The following is a 17795-nucleotide window of genomic DNA, read 5'->3' on the forward strand; positions in this document are numbered from 1 at the left end:
GACAAAATGTAAAGTATTTTTATTCGAATCTATTTGAAGAGGGATAAGAAGTTTTGGCATCTTAGAAAAGCACTTAATGTAAGCCTTTTGCAATTTTATCTGAAGAAGATAGAAAGAAAAATTCTGACATTGCTAGATTTTAATATGTAATAGGGCTTTTAAACATGGGGGAATGATAGGGAATACATTTCTATTAAAGATAATGAGGATTATAAGGTAAAATTTTCAATTTCTTTTTGCTAAATGTTTGGCTAATTCGCAGAAAAGTATTCTCAATTTCTTTACAGAGCTAAAACTTAGAATTTTTTAGTAAATTTTTATGATGATGTTATCTCTGTAGAAAGAGTTTTAAAATCACGTTTTATAAAAATTCTTAAAGGATGTTTTTTGATTACTCTCAATAAAGCTTCAGTAAATTGAAGCTTTATTGATCTCTTTTTTTAATTTGCACGTTCATCTATAGGAACATAGTCACGCATAGCATAGCCTGTGTAGAGTTGTCGAGGACGACCAATTTTTTGTGCAGGGTCTTCAATCATTTCTTTCCATTGTGCCACCCACCCGACACTGCGCGCCAATGCAAAAAGGACAGTAAACATTTCAGTTGGAAAACCTAGAGCTTTTAATGTAATGCCGGAATAGAAATCAACATTGGGATAAAGCTTTTTCTCAATAAAATATTCATCACTTAAGGCAATTTTTTCAAGCTCTATTGCAATATCAAGAAGAGGGTCATCTTGAATGTTGAGTTCTTTTAAAACTTTATGACAGGTTTTTTGCATGATTTTTGCACGTGGATCATAATTTTTATAGACACGGTGCCCAAAGCCCATAAGGCGGAAAGGATCATTTTTATCTTTTGCACGTGCAATAAATTCAGGAATTCTTTTAATAGAACCTATTTCTTGTAGCATTTTTAGACATGCTTCATTGGCACCACCATGTGCTGGTCCCCAAAGGCATGCAACTCCTGCTGCAATACAGGCAAACGGATTAGCACCCGAGGATCCAGCAAGACGTACCGTAGATGTAGAAGCATTTTGTTCATGATCTGCATGAAGGATAAAGATTTGATCCATCGCCCGAGCAAGCACAGGGTTTGTTTTATATTCTTCACAAGGAACTGCAAAGCACATATGGAGGAAATTTGCAGCATAATTAAGATCATTACGTGGATAAACAAATGCTTGTCCGATACTGTATTTATAGGCCATAGCAGCAAGCGTTGGAACTTTTGAGATAAGACGAACAGAAGCAATCATTCTCTGGTGAGGATCTGTAATATCAATAGAGTCGTGATAGAACGCAGACATAGCGCCAAGGCAGGCAACCATGACGGCCATAGGATGAGAATCACGACGGAAGCCATGGAAGAAGCGTGCAAACTGTTCGTGTACCATGGTATGCTGCATAATACATCGATCAAATTCATTTTTTTCTTGCTGTGTTGGGAGTTCACCATAAAGTAAAAGATAACAACTTTCGAGAAAGTCTCCTTTTTCAGCCAATTGATCAATAGGATAACCACGATAAAGCAATATACCTTTATCACCATCGATATAAGTAATTTTTGATTCACAAGAAGCTGTTGAAGTAAAACCAGGATCATAAGTAAAAATATCGGTTTTTTTGTAGAGAGAAGCAATTTCAATGACTTCAGGTCCACTCGTGCCTTTACGCAAGGGAAGCTCTACTTTTTTATCATTCACAATAATATATGCGTTATTCTCAGACATTCGGTATTCCTTTCAGATCCTTCACTTCTAAAAATTAAGACTCTGCTTCATCAGAGTGGGGGATGTATAACTGAAGCTTTTCTTACTTATATTAAGGGTAGATTGCCTCTAAAAGTGAGTACATGCAATCTAAAAATATTTCCTTATTGATCATTATTACTCAATAAGAAATGTATTTCAATGATATAACATAAAAAACTCTTTTAGGGCGCGTTGAGATATCTGTATAGATCCTTATTTGAGGAAATATACTCAGTGCACATCATGGGCATATTGTTGTGATAAGTTGGTCCTTGATGCGATGAAGGGATTCATCGCGTCCTAATAAAATAAGAATATCCAAAACACCTGGTGATGTTGCACATCCTGTAAGAGCTGCGCGAAGTGGTTGGGCGATAGATCCAAATTTGAGATTCTGTGTTTGGACAAAAGAGCGAAGTGTTTCATCTAGAGTTTTTGTATCCCAAGAGGGGCACGCTTTCAGAGCAAGATAAAGATCGTTTAAAATGGTTCGTCCATTTTTATCTAAGAGCATTTGAGCTTTTTCATCAAGTTGTAAAGGTCGTTGCGTAAAAATGAAGGAGGCATTGTCAATCAGTTCGCACAGTGTTTTTGAACGTTCTTTCAAATGCGGGATTGCTTTTAAAAATTGAACACGGCGTTTTTCATCAAGTTTTTCAATAATTTGTGCTCCCCTATCGGTTTCTGGTAGAATATTAAGAGCGGCATCAAAAAGTTCTTGATCATTACTCATACGCATATAGTGTCCGTTGATGGAATCGAGCTTTTTGAGATCAAAACGAGCAGCACCTTTGTTAATATCCTCAATATCAAACCAAGAAATCATATCTTTAAGTGACATCAGTTCGTCATCACCATGACTCCAACCTAAACGGACAAGGTAATTGCGCAAAGCAGCAGGAAGATATCCCATTGTTCGGTAGGCATCAACACCGAGCGCACCATGTCGCTTTGATAATTTTGCACCGTTTTCACCATGGATAAGAGGAATATGGGCCATAACAGGAATGTCCCATCCCATTGCTTTAAAGATAATCGTTTGTCGGGCTGCGTTGGTAAGATGATCGTCACCACGTATAATATGTGTGATGCCCATATCATGATCATCAACGACAACAGCATGCATATAGGTAGGCGAACCATCAGAACGCAAAATAATGAAGTCATCGAGATCTTTATTAGGAAAACGGACATCACCTTGAACACGATCATGTACAATCGTTTCTCCATCTTGAGGGGCTTTGATGCGAATAACAGGCTTAACACCTTTAGGAGCTTCAGAACTATCACGGTCGCGCCAACGTCCATCATAACGTGGTGGGCGCCCTTCTGCACGGGCTTTTTCACGCATTTCAGCTAACTCTTCAGGTGAAGCATAACAATAATATGCTTTACCATTCTTGACCAACTGTTCAGCGATTTGGCGGTGACGTTCTGCTCGTTCGAATTGCGAAATAGGGGCGCCATCATAACTAAGACCCATCCAGTGCAAGCCATCTATAATGGCTTTTACAGCTGCTTCTGTTGAACGCTCTCGGTCTGTATCTTCAATTCGTAAAAGCATTTTTCCACCGGTATGTTTTGCATAAAGCCAATTAAAAAGAGCAGTACGAGCACCACCAATATGAAGGAAGCCAGTGGGTGAAGGGGCAAAACGAGTAATAACAGACACGAATATTTTCCTTTAAACTAAGATATTACTTATGGAATTTTATAGAAAAGTCATGTTAGCATAAGTGATGGGGCGTGCAATAGCCGTATTGCGAGTTAAAGTGGGGGACTGATGTTTTATAAAAGTAAAGAGGGTTTATCCGAAAAATCTGTTACAGAAGGAAAAAAGCCATGTCAGATAGGGCAGAGTGTTTTTTCTAGATATGATGATGCAAAGAACGGTAGCTATAACCAACAAAAACTTTTTTTATTGACACTCTTAAAAGAAGTAATCATTTTTTTTCGCAAATGGTTAGAAGATTGTATCAATAAAGAAGTTTCTTTTGGTATCCTTTTTTCGCTGATTTTAGTCTTTTTTGCCCTAGGAATCATTTTCTATTTTCATTTAGAGTGGGAACCAAGTTGGGGACAATTGGGGGCGTTGGTCAGTATTTTTCTGGGAATATTCTATGTTGCACGTTTTTATCGAAAAATATGGATTCCCGTGGGGTTTCTGTTTTGTATTATATTGGGTGCTTTAGCGGCAAAAATAGAAACGTGGCGTATTGCAACACCCATGCTAAGCAGTGACATTGTCACTACATTGACGGGAAGAATTGTTTCTATTGAGTCAGGTGCCAAAGGAGGATTTCGTTTAGTTTTGGAGATTTTGAATACAGAAAATCCTGTATTACGCCATAGTCTTCATCGTGTTCGTTTATCGGCAAGATATTTGCCATCTGGCTTAGCGATTGGTGATGGACTGCATGGAAAAGTTAAGATTCGTGCATTCTCTGGGCCTGTGCGTCCAGGAGGCTACGATTTTAGTTTTCATAATTATTTTAAAAGAATTGGAGCACAAGGCGTTTATTTAGAAAAACCAAGAAAAATATTCGTTTCGCAGCCTGATGGAATATTCGCTATCATTCTACAGAAAATTGAAAATTTACGCACGAAGATGACACAAAGAATCCATATAGCCCTTGAAGGAGAAAAGGGGAGTGTTGCAGCTGCCCTCATAACAGGGCAGCGTGCTGGTATTTCAAATGAGACAAATGAAGCATTACGTACAGCTGGATTAGCTCATATTTTATCAATATCAGGTTTACATATGGCGTTGTTAAGCGGCATAGTTCTTTTGAGTATCCGTAGTTTTTTAGCATTTTTTCCAGTTTTTTCTTCCTATTATTCCAGTAAAAAATTTGCTGCTATCGTTGCTTTTATGATAACAGCTTTTTATTTGTTATTGTCGGGCTTAGCAATATCAGCGCAAAGAAGTTTTGTGATGATTGCTGTTATGTTGGTTGCTATATTGTGTAATCGCTCTGCTATAACAATGCGTAATTTTTCCATTGCAGGGTTGATAACTCTAGCGATGACACCCCATGAAATATTAGGTCCTAGCTTTCAAATGTCCTTTTCTGCGACTGCTGCTTTGATCGCTTTTTTTGATTGGTGGAGTGGAAGATCATTTTTTCGTAAAAGAAAAACAACACCCTCTTATGTTGGAGGAGGAGTGATAAATTTTGTTTTCTCATCGATGCTTTCAACATGTGCTTCTTCCTTTGTTGCAGGGAGTGCAAGTGGAATTTATGCTGCTTATCATTTTTCTAATATGGCATCTTTGAGCATTATTAGTAATGCTTTTGCTTTGCCTGTCATCTCAATTTTTGTCATTCCCTTTGGATTAATCGCAGTTCTTGCAATGTTAGGAGGATTCGAATGGCTTCCTCTTCAAATTATGGGTTTTGGAGTTGATCTTGTAATAAAGATTGCACATGCTATCAAGGCTATTTCTCCTGATTTGAATCCTGGTTTTATGCCGTTATCAGCGTTAGTTTTATTGAGCATAGGCTTGGTTGGACTGACTTTTTGCAAAACACCCATCCGGCTCTTTTTTAGTTTGTTTATTTTGGCAGGTATTTCTATTTGTGTAATGCATTCACCTGTACAACTGATTATAGCAGATAATATGCGTCTCGTGGGCGTTATCCATGATAAAAAATTATATATTGATCGTTACCATATTTCTAAGTTCACGACATCCATATGGAAAAAGTCATTTCGTGTGAATGAAACGATTAAACCAACAAAATATGGTCCTTCGTTGCACGGACAATTTATTTGTGATTATCATGTATGTACATCTTTATTGGATAATGGATTAAAAGTGATCGTTTTACAGAGAGAAACAGATCAATGTGTAGAGGCAGATATTCTCATTCAGACATTTATGATGCATAATCCAACTTGTTACAAGAAGGCAAAAATAATATTTATGCCTCAACAATTGTTATCACGAGGAAGCGTTATGATGACCAAAGGTGGAGATATTATTTGGTCTTCTCTAGGGTTTCATAGACCATGGAATATGCACAGACAGCATTCATAAAAACATATAATCGGTCATATTTTGCTTCACATTTGGATAATGACAAAACAAAAAATAACAGAAGACTTTTCTCATAATATTTTACGGTATTTAGATTGGTAATTTTATCAACGTCATTGAAACGAGATAATAATCTACAGTTTTCTAGAAATAGATGATTTTTTATATCTGATCATTTTAATTTTTTCAAAAAAATTGATATGTGCATCTTTGTGCATCCTATTGATAGCACAAGATAAATCAAAAATTCTTATTGAATGAAAAAAATGCTAACAAATCTTCTCAAAGAAATAAAAAAGATAATTGTTGATTATTCTATTTTATTCTTATCATATATTTCTATAACGGGTAACATCTCTTCAAGCAAAAGATGATGGTAAATTTAAATAGATTGCGTCAAGAGGTTATCTTTTATTATCATTATTATCGGTGGTAATAGGGGTGATAAATGCTGCTTATACGGATAGAAGGCAAAGTCATTCATGAATGTTCAGCAGTTAAAAAAAATGGCAGCTATTAAAGCGCTTGAGTTTGTTGAAGATGGTATGCGGCTTGGTATCGGATCTGGTTCGACAGTCAATGAATTTATTCGTCTTCTAGGTGAGCGTGTTGCGGATGGTTTGCGTGTGACTGGTGTTGCTACTTCAAGATATTCTGAACAACTCTGTCATAAGTTTGGAGTGCCTGTTAGCACTTTAGAACAAATACCTGAGCTGGACCTTGATATTGACGGAGCAGATGAAATTGGTCCTGAGATGATGCTCATTAAAGGGGGAGGGGGAGCATTGTTGTATGAAAAAATTGTAGCATCGGCATCTCGTGCAATGCTTGTCATTGCGGATGAAACAAAGGTGGTAAAAAGACTTGGTGCTTTTGCACTACCAATTGAAGTTAATCCATTTGGTATCCACACAACATGCAGAGCCATTGAAAAAGTCGCTGATGATTTAGGGCTTTCTGGAAAAATTTCATTGCGAATGAATGGAAAAGATCCTTTTGAAACAGATGGTGGCCATTTTATTCTTGATGCATTTTGGGGCTGCATTTTGCAACCAAAACCATTATCGGATGCACTTCTTGCTATTCCTGGTGTTGTTGAGCATGGCCTTTTTTTGGGGTTGGCTTCACGTGCAATTGTCGCTATGGCTGATGGTCAAATAAAAGTTTTAGAACCGTTTGATTTTTAGAAAAGGCATTTACATGATGATATGTTAGCACAGTAAATAAAGGGTCTTAAAGATTTTAGGTAGAATAACGAATTAAAATTATAATTAGCTATCGGGGTAATCATTAAATGAAAATAATATTTTCTTTTCAGCGTTTTGTCGTATATTTTGGTGTAATTGCTATTTTTTTTGTAAATGTTGGAACGGTTTATGCACAAGGTGTGAGTGATCAACATTTGGATTCAGCGCGAAAGGCAATCAGAGCTATTCATGCAACGGATCAATTTGATAGTTTTTTACCAAATGCGGTCCATGATTTCAAAAATGAACTGATCAGCGATGATCCGAATTTAGCAACAGCTATTTCTGATATTGTTGATAAGCAGGCGCTTGCTTTAATTAAAAGGCGCTCTGATCTAGAAAAAGAGATTGCTCATGTATATGCAAAATATTTTACTCAAAAAGAGCTTGATGCGATAACAACATTTTATAATTCTGATACCGGTAAAAAGTTTTTGACAGAAGTCCCCAATATTGCACGTGATTCTTATTCAGCATTTGATATATGGCGTACTGCTCTTATGCGGGATCTTGTAGAAAATGTGAAAAAAGAGATGTCTGAAACACTTAATTTGAATAATTCTACTATGCCTACAAATATGCCAATAAAATCAGAATCTTCAGAAAATAAAAAATAGCTTGATCGATATCATGACAACAATGGGCAATTTCTGATTTTTTTTATAGCGGCGGTTTTCCCGCCGTTTTTAATATTTTAATGAGAGTAGGTCTTTTTAGAATACTGCTTTATAAAAAATGCTTCTTCAAAAGAAAAAAAGACTTTCATTTGATAATAAAAGACCTTAGCCTATTCTTGCAGCTATATAAGAAGGAATAATTCGTGGGCTCTTTTGATTTTGATTTATTTGTTATTGGAAGTGGTTCTGGTGGAGTGCGTGCAGCACGGCTTGCTGGAGGTCTTGGCAAGCGGGTCGCTATAGCAGAGGAATATCGTATAGGGGGCACTTGTGTTATTCGTGGTTGCGTTCCCAAAAAACTTTATGTTTATGCATCACAATATGTAAAAGAATTTAAGAAAAGTGTTGGTTTTGGGTGGGAATATGCGGATCCAATTTTTAGCTGGGAAAAGTTGGTTGCAGCTAAAAATAAAGAAATATCAAGGTTAGAAGGGCTGTATCGTAAGGGATTAGAAAATAACAATGTGCATATTTATGAAAGTCGTGCTACTTTTATAGATGATCACACATTAGAGCTTTCTGCCACGGGTGAGCGGGTAAGTGCAGAAAAAATTTTGATTGCAACGGGAGCAAAATTTGCACAAAATACTCCCATAGAAGGTGGTGAATTTTGCCTTACTTCTAATGAGATTTTTGACCTTGATCAACTCCCAAAATCAATAGTCATTGTTGGTGGAGGGTATATTGGTGTTGAATTTGCTAATATTTTTCATGAATTAGGTGTAAAAACAACACTCCTCCATCGGAGTGATTTAATCCTTCGTAATTTTGATCATGATTTGCGGCAATTGCTCAGCGATGCAATGATTGAAAAAGGGATTTCTATTCTCTACGGAATAACAATTTCTAAAGTGCAGGCTGCAGAAAATTGTTATGAAGTTGTTTTATCAAATGGGAAAATAATCAGTGCCGATCAGATTATGTTGGCTACGGGGCGTGTACCAAATACAACGGGTTTAAGACTTGATAGGGCAGGTGTTCAAGTGGATGAATTTGGTGCAGTTGTTGTTGATGAGAAAATGACAACAAATATCCCCCATATTTGGGCTGTTGGTGATGTAACAGGTCATATTCAATTAACACCTGTTGCGATTCATGATGCAATGTGTTTTGTTAAGACAGCATTTGAGAATATTCCCACAACACCTGATTATGATTTAATTACAACAGCAGTTTTTTCACAGCCAGAGATTGGAACGGTGGGGCTTTCAGAAGAAGAGGCGGTAAAGCGTTATAAGCGTCTTGAAATTTATCGTACAGTTTTTCGTCCTATGCGTAATGTTCTTTCTGGTAGTTCAGAGAAAATGCTTATGAAACTCATTGTTGATGGTGAAAGCCGTATTGTTGTGGGCGCTCATATTTTAGGGGAAAATGCTGGTGAGATGGCACAGCTTATAGGGATATCTCTCAAGGGTAAGCTGACGAAGGATATCTTTGACGAGACGATGGCAGTGCATCCAACGATGGCAGAAGAATTGGTAACAATGTATAAACCAAGTTATATATATGAAAATGGGAAGAAAATAGAAAGTTAAACAGCATATATTATGGTAAAAAGTTTTTGATATGCTAATCTTTAAGCTTAATCTTTAGAGAGAGTGTAATGATAAAAGAATGGGCGCCTGACACTTGGAGAACAAGGCCAATTAAACAAGTTCCGACTTATCCGGATAAGTCTATGTTAGAAGATGTTGAGCGAAAACTGAGAAGCTATCCTCCTTTAGTTTTTGCCGGTGAAGCACGTGATTTAAAAAATGAATTAGCAGCCGTTGCGAAAGGCCAAGCTTTTTTATTACAAGGTGGTGATTGTGCCGAAAGCTTTGCAGAACATGAAGCTGATAATATCCGTGATTTTTTTCGCGTATTTTTGCAAATGGCGATTGTTTTAACCTTTGGTAGTTCTAAACCGGTTGTTAAGATTGGTCGTATTGCTGGTCAATTTGCAAAGCCTCGCTCTTCTGATATAGAAAGAAAAGAGGGGGTTGAATTTCCTGCTTATCGTGGGGATATTATTAATGGCATTGAATTTGAAGCCGGTTCTCGTATTCCAGATCCGCAACGGATGTCTATGGCTTATCGCCAATCTGCGGCAACACTTAATCTATTGCGTGCTTTTTCACAAGGTGGCTATGCTAATTTAGAAAATGTTCACACATGGATGTTGAGTTTTGTTTCTAACAGTCCGCAGGGGGAACGTTATGAATTATTGGCAGAGCGTATTTCTGAAGCAATTGATTTTATGCGTTCTATAGGGATTACATCCAAAACACATTCTTCATTGCGTGAAACATCTTTTTATACCAGTCATGAAGCACTGTTGCTTGGTTATGAAGAGGCTTTGACTCGGATTGATTCAACTTCAGGAAATTGGTATGCAACATCTGGTCATATGTTATGGATTGGTGACCGTACGCGTCAGATTGACCATGCTCACGTTGAATATTGTCGCGGCATTAAAAATCCTATAGGATTAAAATGTGGTCCTTCCATTGAGTCTGATGAGCTTTTAAAATTAATTGATATTTTAAATCCTGAAAACGAGTTGGGGCGGCTTACTCTCATTACGCGCTTTGGTTATGATAAAGTTGAACGTTATCTGCCTAAACTCATCCGTGCCGTTGAACGCGAGAAGCGTGCGGTTATATGGTCATGTGATCCAATGCATGGCAATACAATTACTGCCAATGGTTATAAGACGCGTCCCTTTGATTATGTTTTAAAAGAAGTAGAGAATTTTTTTGCAGTGCATCGTGGAGAAGGAACTTATCCAGGAGGCATTCATATTGAGATGACAGGTCGTGATGTTACTGAATGTACAGGAGGGGCGCATGCCATTTCTGTGGACGATCTATCTGATCGTTATCATACGCAATGTGATCCTCGGCTAAATGCAGATCAAGCGTTAGAATTGGCTTTTCTTGTTGCTGAACTCCTTAAAAAAAATCGTGCGACTGACTCGTTAGCAATTGCTGCTGAGGGGTAGGCAAAAATTTACTTAATATTTTTTTAGGTCATTATGGCAGAAGAGAATTTTTAAAAAAGTGATATTTCCGATGATGAAGAATAAAGTTGTGGTTGCTAAACTGATGAAATGATACAAAGGCTTATGAAAAATGATTTTCGGGTATCAATTGCCCAATTGAATCCTATTGTCGGTGATATTGAGGGGAATTTTTCTTTAGCTGTCATGGCGCATCAAAAGGCCAAAGAAGAGGGGGCTGATCTTGTTTTATTCACGGAACTTTTTATAAGCGCTTATCCGCCGGAAGATCTTGTTCTAAAACCTGCTTTTACAAAAACATGTGAAGAGACTGTTGAAAAATTAGCAAAGATAACCGTAGGCGGACCAGGAATTGTCATTGGTCTTCCATTAAGGCGCAATGGTAATATTTACAACGCTGTCATGGTTCTTGATGAAGGGAGAGTCATTGCCGAAAGTTTGAAGTTTGATTTACCTAATTATGCTGAATTTGATGAAAAGCGTTTATTTTCTTCAGGTCCACGTCCTCAGCCTATTGTCTATCATGGAATCAAATTAGGAATAGTCATTTGTGAGGATCTTTGGAATGATTCCTCTCTGAGTACAGAGCTTAAAGATAAAGGAGCGGAAATTATTCTTGTCCTTAACGGATCTCCCTACTATCGTAATAAAACTTTAAAACGTATAGATGTTATTCATACGCAAGCTCTACGATCTGGAGTGCCAATTATCTACGCTAATCAAGTAGGTGGTCAAGATGAGCTCGTTTTTGATGGTGGGTCTTTTGCCTTGAATGGACAAGGCAAAAAGATATTTCAAATGAAACACTTTGATAGCCATATTGCTTTAAGCCATTGGCAAAAAACAACGACGGGATGGCACTGTATTTCAGGTCCTAATGAAAGTCTTCTCAATGGATTAGCGGCTGATTATCAAGCTTGTGTTTTGGGGTTGAAAGATTACGTTAATAAAAACGGCTTTAAGGATGTTATTCTTGGTCTTTCAGGAGGAATTGATTCAGCCCTGTGTACGGCAATGGCGGTGGATGCTCTTGGTGCTGAGAGGGTTCGCACCATTATGATGCCCTATCATTATACTTCGCAAGAATCATTAAAAGATGCTAAAGAATGCGCTGATCTTTTGGGATGTCGTTATGAAATCATACCGATTGAGCAAGCTGTTGAAGCTTTTCTTGAAACAATGGCACCTGTTTTTTCAGGGTTACCCCCTGATATAACAGAAGAAAATCTTCAAAGTCGTATACGCGGTACAGTTTTAATGGCGCTTTCAAATAAATTCGGTTCAATGGTGGTAACGACAGGCAATAAGTCAGAAATGGCTGTGGGATATGCAACACTGTATGGGGATATGAATGGCGGGTTTAATCCTATAAAAGATATTTATAAAATGCAGGTTTATGCATTAGCTGAGTGGCGCAATAAAAATCACTTGCACAATTTAAGAGGACCAGAAGGGATTGTCATTCCATCCAATATTATAGAAAAAGCGCCTTCTGCAGAGTTGCGAGAAAATCAAAAAGATGGAGATTCTCTTCCGCCTTATCCTATTTTAGATGATATATTACAATCTCTTGTAGAAAATGACATGAGTATTTGTGATATTGTTAAACGTGGACATTCACGAGAAACTGTTGCGAAAGTTGAACAGCTTCTTTATGGTGCCGAATATAAAAGGCGTCAATCTGCGCCTGGTGTAAAAATCAGTTACAAAAATTTCGGACGCGATCGTCGCTATCCCATAGTCAATCATTTTCGCGATAAAAATTGAGTATTATTTTATGGTTAAAGTTCGTTTTGCTCCCTCTCCAACAGGTTATATTCATATTGGCAATATCCGTATTGCGCTTTTCAACTGGCTTTATGCGCAAGCGTATAAGGGAGAATTTATTTTACGCTATGATGATACAGATATTGAACGTTCTAAACAAGAATATATCGATGCTATTGCTGTTGACCTTGAATGGCTTGGTATTCAACCAGATGCAATTTATTACCAATCCAAGCGATTTAATCGATATGATGAAGTGGCAGAAATTCTCAAACAACGTGGTCTTCTTTATCCTTGTTATGAGACAACAGAGGAATTAGAGCGGCGTCGTAAAATCCAGCTTTCACGCAAATTGCCTCCTGTTTATGACCGTGCAGCATTGAAGTTGACAACAGAAGAGAGAAAAAACTTTGAATCACAAGGTCGTAAACCCCATTGGCGTTTTCTTCTTCCTAATTTTGAAAGTGATCCTTTACACACAAAGCGAACAGAAGTTTGCTGGAATGATGCAATAAAGGGAAAGCAGACGATTGATTTAGCTTCTCTTTCAGATCCTGTTCTTATTCGTGAAGATGGAACCTATCTTTATACATTGCCGTCTATTGTTGATGATGTAGATATGGCTATTACGCATATTATTCGTGGGGATGATCATATTACAAATACAGGCGCTCAAATTGCTCTTTTTAAAGCTCTTAATGCAGAATTACCGGTTTTTGCTCATACCAATTTATTGGCGACAGTTTTAGGAAAAGGATTTTCAAAACGTAATAATGATCTTTCTATTCGTTCTCTACGGGAAGAAGGATTTGAATCTATAGCTGTTCAATGCCTTGCCGTTTTGATTGGGACATCGCAAAATGTGCATCCCTATCCCAATCAAGCTGCGCTTTTAGAGCATTTTAATCTCCAAGATACGTCAAGATCCGTTGCAAAATTTGATATTGCTGATCTTCTTGCTTTAAATAGTCATCTTGTCCATGAGTTAACCTATGAGGAAGTAAAAATGCGCCTTAAAAAACTTTCTATTGAGGGAGATAAGGCGGAATATTTCTGGAACGCGATAAGAAGCAATATTAATAAAGTCAATGATGCTGTTTTTTGGTGGAAAATCATTCATGATGAACAGAATTTTGATACAGTAGCACTAGAGGATCGTGCTTTTGTGCACCAATCACTCGATTTCTTACCTGAAGGTGCTTTGAATGAGGAAAGTTGGAAAATTTGGACAACAGCATTAAAAGAAAAAACAGGTCGAAAAGGAAAAGCTTTATTTATGCCATTACGTCAGGCACTTACGGGCATGGATCATGGACCTGAAATGGGAAAAATTTTGCAGCTTTTAGGGCGTGAAAAGGTAACGGAAAGGCTCTCTAGGAAATAAGAGCGGATTTTTTTAAAGTATTTCGTTCATTTCACTCTTAAAGAGAGTAAAGAACGGGTTTATTTACACGTTTTTATAAGCATGAAAGCAGGAATATCATCACCAAATCCAATGGGTGTGTAATTCTTATTTTTTCGTGAGCGTTGTTGCTCAGATGGCTTCTCCTTATTATTTGCATTTTTGATATATTCTATTTTATTCTCTTCTACAGATTTTTTAGTGTGAACAACAGGCTCTTTTGGAGCAGTTTTCTTTGATGGTTTTGAAGATTTTTTCTTTACAACAATATCTTCTGTTTGATCATCAGCTATTAAAGTTGAGAGATCTCCATTGAGCCATTCAATTTTTTCATTACTCATTTCTTCGATGGCATTGATATATTTTTGATCAGCTTTTGTGACAATTGTAAAAGCTTTTCCGCTGCGATTTGCACGCCCTGTACGACCAATTCGATGGATATAGTCTTCAGCATGTGTAGGAACATCATAGTTAAATACATGACTTACAGCTGGAATATCGAGTCCACGGGCAGCAACATCAGAAGCAACAAGAAGTGTAAGTTTATTATTTTTAAAATCAGCTAGGGTGTTCATGCGCGAATATTGGTCCATATCTCCATGAAGTGCCCCTACATTAAAGTTATGTTTGATGAGCGATCTAAAAAGTTCAGAGATATCTCTCTTTCGATTACAGAAAATGATTGCATTTTGAAGCTCTGCACCTTCATTTTGGATAAGCTCTCGTAAAACCGCTCTTTTATCCCATGATTTATTTCCAGATTTGACAAGCCGCTGTGTAATTGTGGTTGCAGTTGAGGATGCTTTTGTAACTTCAACAGATACAGGAGAATGTAAAAATTGTTTCGTTAGTTTTGTAATTTCTGGCGCCATTGTTGCAGAAAAGAACAAAGTTTGACGCGTAAAAGGAGTTAGCTTACAGATGCGTTCAATATCAGGAATAAAGCCCATATCCAACATGCGATCAGCTTCATCAATCACAAGGATTTCAACGCCCATCAGGAGCAGTTTACCGCGCTCGCAATGATCAAGAAGGCGCCCTGGTGTTGCTATAAGAACATCAGCTCCCCGTTCAAGTTTGCGATCTTGGAGTTCAAAAGAAACTCCACCAATCAAAAGAGCAACATTTAAACGATGATTTATTCCGTATTTATCGAAATTTTCTTCAACTTGAGCTGCAATTTCTCTTGTTGGTTCTAAGATGAGCGTACGGGGCATTCGTGCTCTTGCACGACCTTTTTCAAGGAGAGTGAGCATAGGCAATACGAAAGAGGCAGTTTTACCTGTTCCCGTTTGGGCGATTCCTAAAACGTCTTTTCTTTGAAGGACATGCGGAATTGTTTCGCTTTGAATAGGTGTTGGAGCTGTATACCCCGCTGATTTCACCGCATTAATAACCTTTGCGGAAAGACCTAAATCATCAAAACTGTTTAAAGATGGTATCATTTTTTTATCAACTGCTCTGTGATTTTAACTGCGTTATCTAAATGATAATTATAACCAATATTCTACACTCTTTAAAAGTGTTAAGATGTTTTTACAAAAAAATTAACTATAACAATCATATACACATAAAACGCATAATACAATCATTAATAGCGAAATTGTTCTGATAAAATGCGCTCATCCCATGAATGATTTGAGTCAAAAAGGATTGAAGCTGTTACTTCTGTTGCCATTGAAATAGTAACTGAATGGACAGATTTAACTTCAATATTATCTGCAGCAGCATTTACAGGGCGTTTGTCAGGTTCAAGCATATCAAAGCGCACTGTTACTGTATTGGGAAGCAAAGCTCCATGCCAACGCCGAGGGCGAAAAGGGCTAACAGGAGTGAGGGCCATAAGGGGAGCCATAAGAGGTAAGATAGGTCCTTGTGCTGATAAATTATAGGCGGTTGATCCAGCTGGTGTAGCGACGAGGACACCATCACAACTTAATTGTTCCATGCGTACGTTGTTATCAATGGTGATGCGAATTTTTGCGGCTTGATAAGATTGCCGAAAGAGGGATACTTCATTAATTGCAAGCGCCTCGATAGAATCTTGACATTCAGATTTTGCAATCATGCGCAGGGGATGGATTTCTTTTTTATGTGCGGCAGCAATACGATTGGGCAATTTTTTTTCATGAAATTCATTCATAAGAAATCCTACAGAACCTTGATTCATGCCATAAATAGGTTTGCCTGTGTTCATGACGTCTCGTACGGTTTGTAACATTGTCCCATCACCACCGATTGCAACAACAATATCAGTTTCTTCCAGAGAAGAATGACCATAAACGGAAATTAATTTATGGGTAGCTTTGATAGCCTCCTCAGTTTCTGCGGAAATAAAATGAAAGCGACTTGGTAATGTAGCCATTTAAAAATTATCCTGATACTTATAATTTATGTTGTAACTTATTTATGAGAGTTTTGAAGTTGTAATAAAAGCTCTTTTTATAATAAAAAGAGCATTGAATAAAGAGAAGTTATTTCAAGGTAAAGTATCATTAAAAAGTAAAAGGAGTGCGTCGTTAGATAAATCACAAACAAGTAATTTTTTTATTAGAATGATAATTTAGCATTGAAGCTAAGAGTATGATTAGTTAAAAGACCATAACTGATTTTAATAATCAGTGTGAAGCACCCGTAGCTCAGCTGGATAGAGCGCTGCCCTCCGAAGGCAGAGGTCACAGATTCGAATTCTGTCGGGTGCACCAAATTTTTCAACTTCATATTATCCTAAATAACAATATTACCTAAAAAGAAGCCAATTTCCTCTTTTATGAAAATGGTTATTTGAGTTGTTTATTAAGTTTTTTAGCGAATAAGCAAATGATTTTAAGAGAAGCAAAATTTACGGCTGCGTATATAATTCTTCGGTTAGTCATTTTGAATATCGAGATAAAAAACAAGATTATCTAAATATGCTTTCAATTTAACTATAAACATTTATAACATAAAAATACATATTAATTCAATATGTTATTGTACAACTGATCTGGCAATGTTGATAGTAGATCGCTAAATATATTGTTTTGAGCATTAAAATAGATAGCTAAATTTTCTTTTATTCTATTTTTGGAGCTAAAGGCTGTTATGGTGAGATGGAACGCGGATGAGAAATATCACCAGTTAAAGGAACAATAAGGAGGAAAAACAACCTTCAAGATTTGAATTGTTTCAAAATGCTGTATTCGGTATGGTTTTGCTATGGGTATTTGGTGATTTCTCTATACACCAATATTGCCAGTTATGTTGGATGAGGGATTGTTTACCTTTAATCAACGTTCTTATATACCAAGCGCTAATTATGATGGTTATTTAGTTGGGAGTATGTTCTTTACGTTTGGCAGAATTTGGAATATATTTCTTGCTCCTCGTATGCTATCTTATGCAGCTATAGTAATGAGTGCACTTATTATTTTCATAGCATTAACACTTAGTCCTTTTGATCCGTTTTGCTGCTGGTGTTGCGAGTGCAGCAATGATGATTTTTGGTTCTATTATAGTCATACAGCATAGCCATATGGGCGGATTATTGCTTCGCTTTATGCAGGTGTAGGAGTTGATATTCTACTACTAGGTAATGAATATGTTATTATTAGTTTGAACAGAGCACTTGATTCAACAAACATTTGGTTTGGAGTTAGCTTAATGTCTGTTCAAAATTTTTAAAAACATATAGGTTTAATTATAACAACTATATCAAAAAACACCTCCGTTATTTCTTTCATTGCAAATGAAACCGCTCCTGTTAATCAGAAAAAACCATCCAAAATATGAATAGATCAATCAAATGGATTTCGTGACTGGCATTATATCGCATTCGTACTTTAAGAGATTTTGGTGATGTAAGAAAGGCGGTCTAGATGCTTTTATTGAAATTGAAAGCAACCTCTCTCATGATGGCAATT

11 protein-coding genes, 1 tRNA gene and 1 pseudogene are annotated in these 17795 nt (G+C 37.0%); 9 read left to right on the forward strand and 4 right to left on the reverse strand.

What is annotated here, in order from left to right:
* Window positions 1-440: 440 nt before the first annotated feature.
* Both gltA and gltX (ACFIK7_RS07315) read right to left on the reverse strand, forming a co-directional pair.
* A complete protein-coding gene (gene gltA, locus ACFIK7_RS07310) occupies window positions 441-1736 on the reverse strand; it encodes a citrate synthase (protein WP_273790681.1) in 1296 nt (431 codons plus the stop codon).
* Window positions 1737-1998: 262 nt separating this feature from the next.
* Window positions 1999-3429 carry a glutamate--tRNA ligase gene (gltX, locus tag ACFIK7_RS07315; protein WP_375658131.1) on the reverse strand — a complete coding sequence of 477 codons (1431 nt, stop codon included), beginning with the start codon at window positions 3427-3429 and terminating at the stop codon, window positions 1999-2001.
* 111 nt (window positions 3430-3540) lie between these two features.
* Here gltX (ACFIK7_RS07315) and ACFIK7_RS07320 point away from each other — a divergent pair, with 111 nt between their 5' ends.
* From ACFIK7_RS07320 to gltX (ACFIK7_RS07350), 7 genes are all read left to right on the forward strand, one after another.
* Window positions 3541-5799, forward strand: a complete 2259-nt coding sequence (locus ACFIK7_RS07320; RefSeq protein WP_375643543.1) for a ComEC/Rec2 family competence protein — start codon at window positions 3541-3543, stop codon at window positions 5797-5799.
* 482 nt (window positions 5800-6281) lie between these two features.
* A complete protein-coding gene (gene rpiA / locus ACFIK7_RS07325) occupies window positions 6282-6986 on the forward strand; it encodes a ribose-5-phosphate isomerase RpiA (protein ID WP_273790684.1) in 705 nt (234 codons plus the stop codon).
* Between the two features lie 107 nt (window positions 6987-7093).
* Window positions 7094-7663 (forward strand): DUF2059 domain-containing protein, encoded by a 570-nt coding sequence (locus ACFIK7_RS07330; RefSeq protein ID WP_273790685.1) that lies wholly within the window; start codon window positions 7094-7096, stop codon window positions 7661-7663.
* Between the two features lie 203 nt (window positions 7664-7866).
* A complete protein-coding gene (gene gor / locus ACFIK7_RS07335; protein WP_273790686.1) occupies window positions 7867-9258 on the forward strand; it encodes a glutathione-disulfide reductase in 1392 nt (463 codons plus the stop codon).
* A 68-nt stretch (window positions 9259-9326) separates the two neighbouring features.
* Window positions 9327-10706, forward strand: a complete 1380-nt coding sequence (locus tag ACFIK7_RS07340; protein WP_273790687.1) for a class II 3-deoxy-7-phosphoheptulonate synthase — start codon at window positions 9327-9329, stop codon at window positions 10704-10706.
* 123 nt (window positions 10707-10829) lie between these two features.
* Window positions 10830-12491: an NAD+ synthase gene (locus ACFIK7_RS07345; RefSeq protein ID WP_375663175.1), complete on the forward strand. Its 1662-nt coding sequence runs from the start codon at window positions 10830-10832 to the stop codon at window positions 12489-12491.
* Window positions 12492-12501: 10 nt separating this feature from the next.
* Window positions 12502-13875, forward strand: a complete 1374-nt coding sequence (gene gltX, locus ACFIK7_RS07350) for a glutamate--tRNA ligase (RefSeq protein ID WP_273790689.1) — start codon at window positions 12502-12504, stop codon at window positions 13873-13875.
* A gap of 59 nt (window positions 13876-13934) precedes the next feature.
* Here the strand turns inward: gltX (ACFIK7_RS07350) and ACFIK7_RS07355 are convergent, their stop codons facing one another.
* Entirely contained in the window at window positions 13935-15338 is a 1404-nt protein-coding gene (locus ACFIK7_RS07355) for a DEAD/DEAH box helicase (RefSeq protein WP_375631225.1), read from the reverse strand.
* 146 nt (window positions 15339-15484) lie between these two features.
* On the reverse strand, window positions 15485-16258 hold the full coding sequence (locus ACFIK7_RS07360; RefSeq protein WP_273790691.1) for an NAD kinase: 774 nt from the start codon (window positions 16256-16258) through the stop codon (window positions 15485-15487).
* Between the two features lie 263 nt (window positions 16259-16521).
* Between ACFIK7_RS07360 and ACFIK7_RS07365 the strand changes: the two genes are divergently transcribed.
* Window positions 16522-16598: transfer RNA gene (locus ACFIK7_RS07365), tRNA-Arg, on the forward strand.
* Between the two features lie 535 nt (window positions 16599-17133).
* Window positions 17134-17443: pseudogene (locus ACFIK7_RS07370) on the forward strand (YbfB/YjiJ family MFS transporter).
* Window positions 17444-17795 lie beyond the last annotated feature (352 nt).

This window comes from Bartonella sp. CL266QHHD (assembly GCF_042195355.1).
GTDB lineage: Bacteria > Pseudomonadota > Alphaproteobacteria > Rhizobiales > Rhizobiaceae > Bartonella.

Bases quoted from the DNA above. Each gene is read 5' to 3' on its own strand.
- gltA (WP_273790681.1), bottom strand. From the start codon at position 1,736: ATGTCTGAGAATAACGCATATATTATTGTGAATGATAAAAAAGTAGAG.
- ACFIK7_RS07320 (WP_375643543.1), top strand. From the start codon at position 3,541: ATGTTTTATAAAAGTAAAGAGGGTTTATCCGAAAAATCTGTTACAGAA.
- rpiA (WP_273790684.1), top strand. From the start codon at position 6,282: ATGAATGTTCAGCAGTTAAAAAAAATGGCAGCTATTAAAGCGCTTGAG.
- ACFIK7_RS07330 (WP_273790685.1), top strand. From the start codon at position 7,094: ATGAAAATAATATTTTCTTTTCAGCGTTTTGTCGTATATTTTGGTGTA.
- ACFIK7_RS07340 (WP_273790687.1), top strand. From the start codon at position 9,327: ATGATAAAAGAATGGGCGCCTGACACTTGGAGAACAAGGCCAATTAAA.
- ACFIK7_RS07345 (WP_375663175.1), top strand. From the start codon at position 10,830: ATGAAAAATGATTTTCGGGTATCAATTGCCCAATTGAATCCTATTGTC.
- gltX (WP_273790689.1), top strand. From the start codon at position 12,502: ATGGTTAAAGTTCGTTTTGCTCCCTCTCCAACAGGTTATATTCATATT.
- ACFIK7_RS07355 (WP_375631225.1), bottom strand. From the start codon at position 15,338: ATGATACCATCTTTAAACAGTTTTGATGATTTAGGTCTTTCCGCAAAG.
- ACFIK7_RS07360 (WP_273790691.1), bottom strand. From the start codon at position 16,258: ATGGCTACATTACCAAGTCGCTTTCATTTTATTTCCGCAGAAACTGAG.